Raw genomic sequence first — 9048 nt, 5'->3', positions numbered from 1 at the left:
AACACGACCGTTAAGCCCTCCAGCGCCAATGGTACTTGGACCGCAGGGTCCTGGGAGAGTAGGACGTCGCCAAGCACAATGAAGTCTGCACATATCGTGCAGGCTTTTTTGTTGTTTCTAACCGGATTTGCTTAAAGAAACATGGGGGGATAAGTGCTGAACGACCCGGAAATTGGGTATGTTGTGCTTCTCACAAGGATGGAGTTCCATGGGTTGCGGACACAATAAGAGGAGTGCTCCACTGATTCTGGAAATCCGATAGATCCCTTTTATAATGGACATAAATGCTGCCTTGACCCCAAATTGGGCTTTTGATAAACTTGCAATAATATACGCAGGGTTAAGAGAAAAAAGGGAGGCTTCCATCCGTGTGGGAATCCAAGTTTGACAAGGAAGGTTTAACGTTTGATGATGTACTGTTGGTTCCGCGTCGCTCCGAAGTATTTGGTCCGAAGCAAGTCGATGTCTCGACAACGCTTGGCAAGTCGCTGAAACTGAACATCCCGCTCCTCAGCTCGGCTATGGACACCGTGACGGAAGCGGCGCTTGCGATCGCCATTGCCCGTGAGGGTGGAATCGGCATTATCCATAAGAACATGTCCGTTGCCCAACAGGCGGAAGAGGTGGATCGGGTGAAACGCTCGGAGAGCGGCGTCATCACCAACCCGTTCTCGCTGACCCCGGAGCACAAGGTATACCATGCGGAAGAACTCATGGGCAAGTACCGCATCTCGGGGGTACCGATCGTCGATGCCAACAAGCGGCTAATCGGGATCATCACCAACCGTGACCTTCGGTTCATCCACGACTTCTCGATGAACATCTCGGAAGTGATGACCAAGGATAACCTGGTCACTGCTCCGGTTGGGACAACCCTGGCGGAAGCTGAAGTCATCCTGCAGAAGCACAAGATCGAAAAGCTGCCTCTCGTGGACGAGAACAATGAGCTGAAAGGCCTCATTACGATCAAGGACATCGAGAAGGCCATTCAGTTCCCGAATGCCGCTAAGGATACCCACGGACGTCTCGTGGTGGGAGCTGCAATCGGCGTTTCGAAGGATTCGAAGGAACGCGCTGATGCGCTTGTGGCAGCTGGTGTCGATGCGATCGTCGTGGACTCTGCCCACGGTCATCATATCAACATCCTCAACACCGTGAAGGCACTCCGTGAAGCTTATCCGGATCTGTTGATCATCGCCGGCAACGTAGCAACCGGTGCTGGAACGCGCGACCTGATCGAAGCCGGAGCTTCTGTAATCAAGGTCGGCATTGGACCGGGCTCGATCTGTACGACTCGTGTCATTGCGGGCATCGGGGTTCCGCAGGTTACCGCAATCTACGACTGTGCAACGGTGGCTCGTGAGTATGGAGTTCAGATTATCGCCGACGGCGGTATCAAATATTCGGGAGACATCACCAAAGCGCTGGCTGCTGGAGCGGATGCCGTCATGGTCGGAAGCCTGCTGGCTGGTACAGAGGAAAGCCCGGGGGAACAAGAGATCTTCCAAGGACGCCGTTTCAAAGTCTACCGCGGAATGGGCTCGATCGGTGCCATGAAGGAAGGCAGCAAGGATCGGTACTTCCAAGAGGACGAGACGAAGCTCGTGCCGGAAGGCATCGAAGGCCGCGTCGCCTACAAGGGGCCGCTGAAGGATACGGTGCATCAGCTCGTAGGTGGTCTGGTGCAAGGGATGGGCTATTGCGGTACCCGGACGTTGAAGGAGCTGAAGGAAGACACGTCCTTCATTCGGATCACGGGAGCCGGTCTTCGCGAGAGCCATCCTCACGATGTTCAAATCACGAAGGAAGCTCCAAACTACTCCCTGTAATAGTAGATGCCCTTGGTCTCCCTGAGGGGGAACCAGTTGGTTACTCAACCGAAAAGCATCAGGATGACGATGGGAAGAATGGTTTGCACATCGACGGTAGATCGGTACAGAAAATAGTGGAAGGTTGGCCGGGGGCGACAGCTCCCGGTTTTTCTTTTTTTGCCTAGGGTGCTGTGCTACAATAAGGGAATGAAGTCAAGTCAATGAATTGGAGTGTGAATGGTGAAACGGTTGTCAGGTTTCAAAAAAGGACTTTCTTTGGTGTTGGCAGTATCCCTGGCGGTAACGTTCGTCCCGCCGTCCTCCTCGAAGGCATGGGCAGCTCCAGAGCTGAAGCTTAATGTGAAATCAGCGATTCTCATCGATGCGGAGAGCGGGCAGGTTCTTTACGAAAACAATGCCGATGAAGCGCTCCCCCCCGCCAGCATGGCCAAGATGATGACTGAATATATCCTCATGGAACAGATTAAAACCGGCAAGTTGAGCTGGGAGAACATGGTGCACACCAGTCACTATGCAGCCAATGTCGGGGGTTCCGGGGGAATGCTAGCCGAGAATGAACAGTTGTCCGTCCGGGACATGCTGTATGCCTTGTCCATCTATTCTTCCAATGATGCATCGGTAGCTCTGGCAGAACACATTGCCGGAACAGAGCAGCAATTCGTTGCGATGATGAACGAGAAAGCCAAAGAGATCGGAATGTCGGACAAAGCCCATTTTACAAGTGCAACCGGCTTGACCCGCGATGACATTGACGATCCCGAGTTGAAGAGCAATCCGCTTGAGGGTGAGACCCTGATGACGGCACGCGATGCTGCGATCCTGGGGCAGCGCCTCATTAAGGATTATCCGGAAATTTTGGATTTCACCAAGATCCCGAGCAAAAAGCTGCGGGAGGCCGACCAGTACCCGATGACCAACTGGAACTGGATGCTGGAAGGCAAAGCGAACTCCGAGTTCCAGAAGCAATTCGCTTATCCGGGACTGGATGGGTTGAAGACGGGAAGTACGGATGCAGCCGGCTATTGCTTTACTGGCACCGCGCTGCGAAATGGCATGCGGCTGGTAAGCGTCGTCATGAACGCACAATCCACGAAGCAGAATCCGAACAAGCAGGAGCGGGAAGCGGCCCGTTTTATCGAAACCCGCAAGCTTCTCGACTACGGCTTCAATAATTTTGAGGCTAAGACGGTTGTGAAGAAGGATTCTGCTGTCGAGTCGCTGCCTACCGTGCCTTTGAAGAAGGCCGTTGGCAAAACCGTACCGGTCCTCACGGCAGGAGAAGTTTCGTTCCTGATGCTCAAGGGCGAGAACGAATCCAACGTGAAGCTGGAGGCGACGGATACCACGCAAGGCAAACTGACTGCACCGGTCAAAAAGGGTGACGAGGTTGGCACCATGACGGTCACGTACGGCAAGACGACGAAAACCGTGAAGCTGGTTGCGGCTGAGGACGTCAAGAAGGCTGGAGCTTTCCGTCTCTTCTTCCGCAGCGTCGGTGGGTTCTTCTCCCGAATCGGAGACACGATTAAAGGATGGTTCTGAGGCTTTTCGCGGCTTATTGCCGATTCGTTACATGTACCACAAGGATCAATTGATCCTTAGCGTAGACAGGCTGAAGGGCCTGATTATCTGTACCCCTGTGGGAGGAATCGTTGGTGTTTGACGTCAAGCTGTTGAGAAATCAGTATGAAGAAGTAAAAGTAGGACTGGAAAACCGCGGCAAGCCGCTGCCGGATCTGGCGAAATTCACCGATCTCGATCGCAGCCGTCGGGAAAAGCTCCAAGAGACGGAGCAACTGAAGAATCGCCGTAACACGGTATCGCAAGAAGTTGCCGCTAAGAAGCGCGCTGGAGAAGATGCCGAGGGCTTGATTCTGGAAATGCGCGAAGTATCCGACCGAATCAAGGAGCTCGATGAAGAGATTCGTGTGGTTGAAGCGGATTTGAACGTGATCGTCCTGTCGCTGCCGAATTTGCCGCATGCGACTACCCCTGTAGGCAAGAGCGAGGATGACAATGTGGAGGTTCGCCGTCACGGAGAGCCGAAGAGCTTTGCTTTTGCACCGAAGGCCCATTGGGAGCTGGCGCAAGACCTGGGCATCCTCGACTTTGAAGCAGGGGCCAAGGTGACGGGCTCGCGCTTTGTGTTCTATAAAGGCCTTGGTGCTCGCCTGGAGCGCGCCCTCATGAACTTCATGATGGACCTGCACAGCAACGAGCATGGCTATGAAGAGATGCTTCCGCCGTACATCGTGAACCGCGACAGCTTGACCGGAACAGGCCAACTGCCGAAGTTCGAGGAAGACGTCTTCAAGCTGGAGGGTTCCGATTACTTCCTGATCCCGACTGCCGAAGTGCCGGTGACCAACTATCACCGCGATGACATCCTCGGCCCAGAAGACCTTCCGAAGAATTTTGTGGCGTTCAGTGCCTGCTTCCGCTCGGAAGCCGGGTCGGCAGGCCGTGACACGCGCGGACTGATCCGTCAGCATCAATTCAACAAGGTGGAATTGGTCAAGCTGGTGAAGCCGGAGACCTCCTACGACGAGCTGGAAAAGCTCACGAATGACGCCGAGCGCGTTCTGCAGCTGCTCGGGCTGCCTTACCGTGTCTTGAGCCTATGCACCGCTGACATCGGCTTCTCATCTGCCAAGACGTATGACCTGGAAGTATGGCTGCCGAACAGCAACATGTACCGGGAAATCTCATCCTGCTCGAACTTCGAGGACTTCCAGGCACGTCGCGCCAACATCCGTTTCCGCCGCGATACGAAGGCGAAGCCGGAGTTCGTGCATACGCTGAACGGATCGGGCCTTGCCATTGGGCGTACCGTCGCGGCCATTCTCGAAAACGGCCAGCAGGAAGACGGCAGCATCGTCATCCCGGACGTACTCGTTCCTTACATGGGCGGAGTTCGTGTGATCACGAAAAAATAATCGTTCCAATCGGTCACGAGGCGTGTTCTCTTCTTTTTGCAAATGGGGAGAACACGTCTTTGGTCCGAATGACAGAGAACTTGCACCGAGTCATGAGCGAGAAAGGAACGTCGAAAGGGATCGGTGGAAATTACCCGTTGTCTCTCATGCGTTCGGTATGGTAAAATTGCTTGTGCTGCATCACCTGGAGAGGTGGTCGAGTGGTTTATGGCAGCGGTCTTGAAAACCGCCGTGTCTGCAAGGGCACCGTGGGTTCGAATCCCACCCTCTCCGCCATATAAGAAAGATCGAACGTACCAACTGTTGAATAAACGGCCGGGTGCGTTTTTTGTTTTATAAGGGGGAAGTGAAATGATGATTCACGTTAGGCAAGTCATCCATGAGTGGAACCCATTTGGTCTGCTGCCCGATGCACCAGATAATGAATTTGATTCGGAAATCGAAAAGGTTACCCGTTCCCTTCAAGAGGTAAGCACCGTCGAAGATTTTGCCACTTGCATACAGAAGATCTTTTCGTCCAGTTTTGGTGAGCCGTTTGAGTATAAGAGATGTTTGGCTGTTGCAAAATGCATATGGGAAAAGACGGAGGAGCGGCGAAGTGAACAGAAGGCACTGTAAAGCGATAGTCAAATGGGAGAGAGACCCGAGCCAGTATCCCGTACACGAATGGCTTCGTGATCTGGTCGTGATCTATGGAGAAGTGATCGATCGGAGAATTGAGGGCGATGCGTGGACGGTTTTGGTTAGAATCACGGATTTCGCGGACAGGAAATGGATGACCTACGCTGACGTAGCTTTTCTCGTAGAAGAAGCACCGTGGTACTTGTTTGAAACAGGATATGCTTTTTCGTTATGGGCAGGAAAGAATATTGCCAAAGTGACCATTCTTTAGCTGACAGATTAATTTGCAAAACCAGGAACGCCAGAGGGGGAGTCATGATGACACGGGTTTGTGCGCTGATGAGGGGCATCAATGTAAACGGGATTGCCATCAAGATGGCGGAGTTAAAGGCGGCGTTTGCCGAGATGGGGTACCCGGACGCGAAGACTTTGCTTGCTACGGGGAATGTGGTGTTTTCTATCCCTGACGGTGCAAGCCTGGAGGAAACGAAGAGCAAGCTTGAGCAAGGATTAAGTGAGCGCTTCGGCTATGAAGCGCACCTCTTCCTGCGGGGAGAGAAGGAGATCGAAGAGGCGATCCAGCAGGCCGATGCAGTAGAGGTGCCAAAGGAGTACCACCTGTATTGGTTCCTTTGCGAGGAAGAAGGCTTGCCCGGGGAGCTGCTGCAGAAGTACCAAGAGATGCCCTCTTCTCTCGAAGGGGAAAGGTTCTGGATAGAGGGAGACAGCGCGTATTGGATCGTGCCCAAAGGATCGACGCTCTCTTCGGACTTCGGTTCCAAAGTGCTCGGAGCGAAGCGGTACCGGGACAAGCTTACCTCGCGAAACCTCAACACCGTGCGCAAGATCTCCGAGGCGTTGAAGGGGAAGTGATACGGTGGTGAAAACGTAATTGATGAGGTGAAAAATGATGAGGCAAAAAGGCTTGCGGCTGTTCCTCCTTATGGGTAAGGGGCGGGACAGGAAACGCAAGCCTTTTTCTTATGCTTTCGTCGATGCAAAAGCAAGGAAACTAAAGACGGCGAAGCAGGTCCTTCTTCTTCAAGCCATTTTTCTTGGCGGTCGAATTCCAGAACCCGAAATGGGCCGAATACTTCCAGGCAATGCGCGGGAAGTTGGGCTGAATGAGCAGAGATTCGCCGCTTTCTCTTGTCTGGATGGCGGAGGCCAACTTGTTCATCGCGTTGCCCAGGTTTTTCAATGGACCGTGGCCGAGCGGGACCTTTTCCATAAAGCCGAGCATCTCGCCCGCTCCATATCCGATGGCCATTCCAAAAAGAAAGCCGCACCGAGCGCACCAATGCTTTACAATCTCAATGGCGATCCGAGTTTGATGCCCTTCATAGAAGCCGTTATTAACCAAGGCGTAGACGTGCGGCTTCTTGGAGCTGGAGGAAGGCTGTCGTTTGCAGAAGGCCTCCATCTCCACCATCACGGCCATGAGATGAGAGGGAATGGCATCGATGTAGAGGGGAAAGGCGAGGACGAGTGCGTCGGTAGTACACAGCTCTTCGATCTGAGCGGGGGAAACGGGCTTGCGGCCGACCCGACTGAAGGTGAGCTCGTTGTCATTCGCAATAAGAGGCTGGAGCAGGGAGAGGAGCCGGCTGGAATTTGATATCCCGGTTTTGGGGCTTCCGTCCACCAAGGTGATCTTCATTGCCATTCCTCCTTTATCGCTTCGATATTGTCATGAAAAGTGAGCTGAACATCATGGGCATAGAAGTTTACCGCATTGGCTTTGACCAGTTCTTGAGCGGTGGAACGCTCCGCTTCCGTCAAGTCGTCGCTGTAGAAGTGAACGGTGAACTTGAAGGTCTGCTTATACCGCATCCCATGGTGGGTTTCTCCGTTGCGTCTGACGAAGTAGGGAAGAAGGTAGGAAATGCTGCGATCCAGAATATTGCGAACGAAGGGGCTGTAGCTGCCATACAAGCATTGGCTGATGATGATGAGCTCGTCGCAGCGCGCCAGCCTTTCCCCAAAATTCTGAACGCTGTCCTTCAGAACGCATCTTCCCGGAGTTCGTACCCAGCAGCCGAAGCAGCCGCTGCAAGAATGAGTTCGGCCTGTTTGGGCGACGATCTCTGCGCCTTCAACCTTCTCTTCCATCCATAGGTTATGTTCATTCACCGGCAAATCATGGACGATCAGCTTCATGCTCGTTTCCTCCCGATTTTATAAAGAATGCCCAAGCCTCTCGCCAGTTGCCAGGGTAATGGATGCTCTTGCTGGTGATGAGTGCGGCGATTCCATGGACCGTGGACCAAACCGCCATCAGCATGGGTGTATCGTTGCCCAGAGGGAGCCTCTTGCTTCGAAACAGTTGGCGAGCAGTGTTCTTGAATACAGCAAAGGGCGGGTAGGTGTCCTCCTCCAACTCCTCCTCCATCTGAATGGTGATACCGGAATGGTAGAAGAGAAACGGGAAATAGGACGGATGCTCTTCAAAAAAGGCGATGTATGCCGTACCCAGCTGCTGAATGGCCCGATCGGGGTTCTCTTGCCCTTCGATGGAGCTCTGCAAAGCGAACGTGAATTGTTCGGTAACATGATCCCCCATCGCCGCAAGCAGCTCCTGTACATCCTTAAAATGGCTGTAGGGCGCAGCATGGCTGACGCCGCACTTGGCTGCAACCTTGCGGAGGGAGAAGCCGCTGATTCCCTCTTCGTTGATGAGGCCGATACCGGCTTCGATTAAGCTTTTTCGCAAATCTCCGTGATGATAAGGTTTCGAATGCATGTGTGGGGGAGACTCCTTCTTGTCAATGTTTACACTGGTAAGATTACACATTAATCTTTACGGTGTCAAGATAGAAAAAGGGATAAGATCGCAGGAAAGTACAAAAAGTAAAAGCGGAGGTGAAGAAGGTGAGTGAATCCTTGAAGCCGCGCATGAGTGAAAGCCTCGTCTCGGGCTGGCGTCAGCACTTGCCGGAATGCTTGAACTCCTCGGACGAAGCCCAGGTGGAGCGGGACAGCGCTGATCCCGATCTGCTGCGCATTCATATCGACACGGAGGGGCGTTCCGGGTATACGTTTGATTTTACGGTGAGGTATGTGGATGATCGGGAGATTGAGGTTGGGTTCCTCGACGTGGACAGAGCAGGTCAATCCGTCGATGAGCAGACCGAAAGGGTGCAAGGTCTCGCCCGCGATTACATCCGCCACATTCACGAATGTGCGCAGATTCTTCAGCGCGTCACCCACGCCTAAAGGAGGAAGATCATGAGCAAGCAGCCGAAGCCGGACAAAAACCTGCAGAATACGGTCGATGAGCTAGAGCGAAATCCGGTCAACAGCAAGCAAGCGGCCGATCTTCAGCGGGATCAGGATGACCGCCGCCTGCGCTCCACCCGCAAGGACGATTAGGGCGGAGAATTCCACAGGTCCATGTTTTGGTCAGAGCAACCTTATGAGAAAGGAGAGGTTTGAGCATGCCTGTCAACATTCCCCAACCGGTAAACCCTCCTCAAGATGAGGGTGGGCAACGTTCCGACAAAGGCAAGCAGTCACATGGCGGACAGGAGCCTTTGTCTGGATCGAAGAAGGTGAAGAATCGCAATCATTCTCGAAGCAATCACGGGGAAGGAAGCTAACCCCCGTTCCTCGCTCTAGTCTTAAAGGCGGATTTATCTGCATTTCCAAGTCAGTCTTCT

12 protein-coding genes, 1 tRNA gene and 1 rRNA gene are annotated in these 9048 nt (G+C 53.3%); 11 read left to right on the top strand and 3 right to left on the bottom strand.

Annotated elements, in window-relative coordinates; all coding sequences use genetic code 11:
* The 8 genes from rrf to AAFN83_RS21905 all read left to right on the top strand — a co-directional run.
* Window positions 1–75: ribosomal RNA gene (gene rrf / locus AAFN83_RS22190) — 5S ribosomal RNA — on the top strand; the annotation flags it as partial.
* Window positions 76–368: 293 nt separating this feature from the next.
* The gene (guaB, locus tag AAFN83_RS21935; RefSeq protein WP_347773382.1) at window positions 369–1829 is read left to right on the top strand and encodes an IMP dehydrogenase; all 1461 of its coding nucleotides are present in this window, start codon (window positions 369–371) and stop codon (window positions 1827–1829) included.
* A gap of 261 nt (window positions 1830–2090) precedes the next feature.
* Window positions 2091–3374 (top strand): D-alanyl-D-alanine carboxypeptidase family protein, encoded by a 1284-nt coding sequence (locus tag AAFN83_RS21930; protein WP_347773381.1) that lies wholly within the window; start codon window positions 2091–2093, stop codon window positions 3372–3374.
* 113 nt (window positions 3375–3487) lie between these two features.
* Window positions 3488–4768 (top strand): serine--tRNA ligase, encoded by a 1281-nt coding sequence (gene serS / locus AAFN83_RS21925; RefSeq protein ID WP_347773379.1) that lies wholly within the window; start codon window positions 3488–3490, stop codon window positions 4766–4768.
* Window positions 4769–4954: 186 nt separating this feature from the next.
* Window positions 4955–5044, top strand: a tRNA-Ser gene (locus AAFN83_RS21920).
* Window positions 5045–5119: 75 nt separating this feature from the next.
* Window positions 5120–5386 carry a DUF1871 family protein gene (locus tag AAFN83_RS21915; protein WP_347773377.1) on the top strand — a complete coding sequence of 89 codons (267 nt, stop codon included), beginning with the start codon at window positions 5120–5122 and terminating at the stop codon, window positions 5384–5386.
* Complete coding sequence (locus tag AAFN83_RS21910; protein WP_347773375.1) at window positions 5367–5660, top strand: hypothetical protein; 294 nt, start codon at window positions 5367–5369, stop codon at window positions 5658–5660. Before AAFN83_RS21915 ends, AAFN83_RS21910 begins: the two co-directional genes overlap by 20 nt.
* 44 nt (window positions 5661–5704) lie before the next feature.
* Complete coding sequence (locus AAFN83_RS21905) at window positions 5705–6262, top strand: DUF1697 domain-containing protein (RefSeq protein WP_347773373.1); 558 nt, start codon at window positions 5705–5707, stop codon at window positions 6260–6262.
* A 139-nt stretch (window positions 6263–6401) separates the two neighbouring features.
* On the opposite strand, the gene AAFN83_RS21900 is transcribed toward AAFN83_RS21905, so the two are convergent.
* From AAFN83_RS21900 to AAFN83_RS21890, 3 genes are read right to left on the bottom strand one after another with little or no spacing between them, the layout of a single operon-like run.
* The gene (locus tag AAFN83_RS21900) at window positions 6402–7049 is read right to left on the bottom strand and encodes a hypothetical protein (RefSeq protein WP_347773371.1); all 648 of its coding nucleotides are present in this window, start codon (window positions 7047–7049) and stop codon (window positions 6402–6404) included.
* Window positions 7046–7549, bottom strand: coding sequence for an NADPH-dependent FMN reductase family protein (locus AAFN83_RS21895; protein WP_347773369.1), 504 nt, complete (start codon window positions 7547–7549; stop codon window positions 7046–7048). The genes AAFN83_RS21900 and AAFN83_RS21895 overlap by 4 nt, the downstream gene beginning before the upstream one ends.
* Window positions 7530–8132: a TetR/AcrR family transcriptional regulator gene (locus AAFN83_RS21890; protein WP_347773367.1), complete on the bottom strand. Its 603-nt coding sequence runs from the start codon at window positions 8130–8132 to the stop codon at window positions 7530–7532. Before AAFN83_RS21890 ends, AAFN83_RS21895 begins: the two co-directional genes overlap by 20 nt.
* A gap of 128 nt (window positions 8133–8260) precedes the next feature.
* Between AAFN83_RS21890 and AAFN83_RS21885 the strand changes: the two genes are divergently transcribed.
* From AAFN83_RS21885 to AAFN83_RS21875, 3 genes are all read left to right on the top strand, one after another.
* The gene (locus AAFN83_RS21885; RefSeq protein WP_347773365.1) at window positions 8261–8605 is read left to right on the top strand and encodes a hypothetical protein; all 345 of its coding nucleotides are present in this window, start codon (window positions 8261–8263) and stop codon (window positions 8603–8605) included.
* 12 nt (window positions 8606–8617) lie between these two features.
* On the top strand, window positions 8618–8761 hold the full coding sequence (locus AAFN83_RS21880; RefSeq protein WP_347773363.1) for a hypothetical protein: 144 nt from the start codon (window positions 8618–8620) through the stop codon (window positions 8759–8761).
* A 65-nt stretch (window positions 8762–8826) separates the two neighbouring features.
* Complete coding sequence (locus tag AAFN83_RS21875) at window positions 8827–8988, top strand: small acid-soluble spore protein P (protein WP_347773361.1); 162 nt, start codon at window positions 8827–8829, stop codon at window positions 8986–8988.
* Window positions 8989–9048 lie beyond the last annotated feature (60 nt).

It is taken from the genome of Gorillibacterium sp. CAU 1737 (assembly GCF_039888655.1).
Lineage (GTDB): Bacteria > Bacillota > Bacilli > Paenibacillales > NBRC-103111 > Gorillibacterium.
This window is presented reverse-complemented; position numbering and strand designations above follow the sequence as displayed.

Excerpts from the sequence above, each read along its gene's own strand:
- AAFN83_RS21890 (WP_347773367.1), bottom strand. The coding sequence starts at position 8,132 with ATGCATTCGAAACCTTATCATCACGGAGATTTGCGAAAAAGCTTAATC.
- AAFN83_RS21895 (WP_347773369.1), bottom strand. The coding sequence starts at position 7,549 with ATGAAGCTGATCGTCCATGATTTGCCGGTGAATGAACATAACCTATGG.
- AAFN83_RS21915 (WP_347773377.1), top strand. The coding sequence starts at position 5,120 with ATGATGATTCACGTTAGGCAAGTCATCCATGAGTGGAACCCATTTGGT.
- AAFN83_RS21900 (WP_347773371.1), bottom strand. The coding sequence starts at position 7,049 with ATGAAGATCACCTTGGTGGACGGAAGCCCCAAAACCGGGATATCAAAT.
- AAFN83_RS21880 (WP_347773363.1), top strand. The coding sequence starts at position 8,618 with ATGAGCAAGCAGCCGAAGCCGGACAAAAACCTGCAGAATACGGTCGAT.
- AAFN83_RS21875 (WP_347773361.1), top strand. The coding sequence starts at position 8,827 with ATGCCTGTCAACATTCCCCAACCGGTAAACCCTCCTCAAGATGAGGGT.
- AAFN83_RS21905 (WP_347773373.1), top strand. The coding sequence starts at position 5,705 with ATGATGACACGGGTTTGTGCGCTGATGAGGGGCATCAATGTAAACGGG.